This is a genomic window from Bradyrhizobium sp. DN3 (assembly GCF_041357655.1).
GTDB lineage: Bacteria > Pseudomonadota > Alphaproteobacteria > Rhizobiales > Xanthobacteraceae > Bradyrhizobium.
This window is the reverse complement of sequence record NZ_JAULLN010000095.1, coordinates 1-462: the sequence shown is the minus strand read 5'-3', so window position 1 is coordinate 462 and position 462 is coordinate 1. Positions and strand designations below refer to the sequence as shown.

Annotated in this window: 1 protein-coding gene; it reads left to right on the top strand. The window is 55.6% G+C overall.

Annotated elements, in window-relative coordinates:
* Positions 1–137 precede the first annotated feature (137 nt).
* A complete protein-coding gene (locus tag AAE027_RS39505; protein WP_370989746.1) occupies positions 138–455 on the top strand; it encodes a DUF1648 domain-containing protein in 318 nt (105 codons plus the stop codon).
* Positions 456–462: the final 7 nt, after the last annotated feature.

Below are 462 nucleotides of genomic sequence, written 5' to 3'. Positions count from 1 at the left end.
GGGCCAGAAGCGGTCGTAGCGTCTAGTCAATCTACCAGCGACCATAAGGAAGTAGACGCGAGCGGCTCCATCTAAACAACACTAGATCGCTTCTCCGTCTCTGGATAGTCTCGGCTGGTGTTTGGAAGGCGGAAAGCATGGTGCCAGCAGACTACGTCTTTGGTTTCGCTATCGCGTTGGTCGTCGGGTTAAACCTTTATCTTGGCCCGCGTATCGCAAGCGAGCGCGTTGCTATGCAATGGGGTCCCAACGGCGAGCCAACTTGGTACGCCCCAAAATGGCTCGCTATGTGGGGGATGATTGCCTTCATGGCGGCCGTCCGGTTCTTCATTTGGCTGGCTTCAACGTATGCGCCGCAGCATGTGCACGGTGCCGAATTAGGGATAGTCATTTTCTCACTGATCGCCGCCGGTTCTCACCTGTTCGTTTTGATGAAGGCGAGAGCGCCCCTCTGAAACTTCG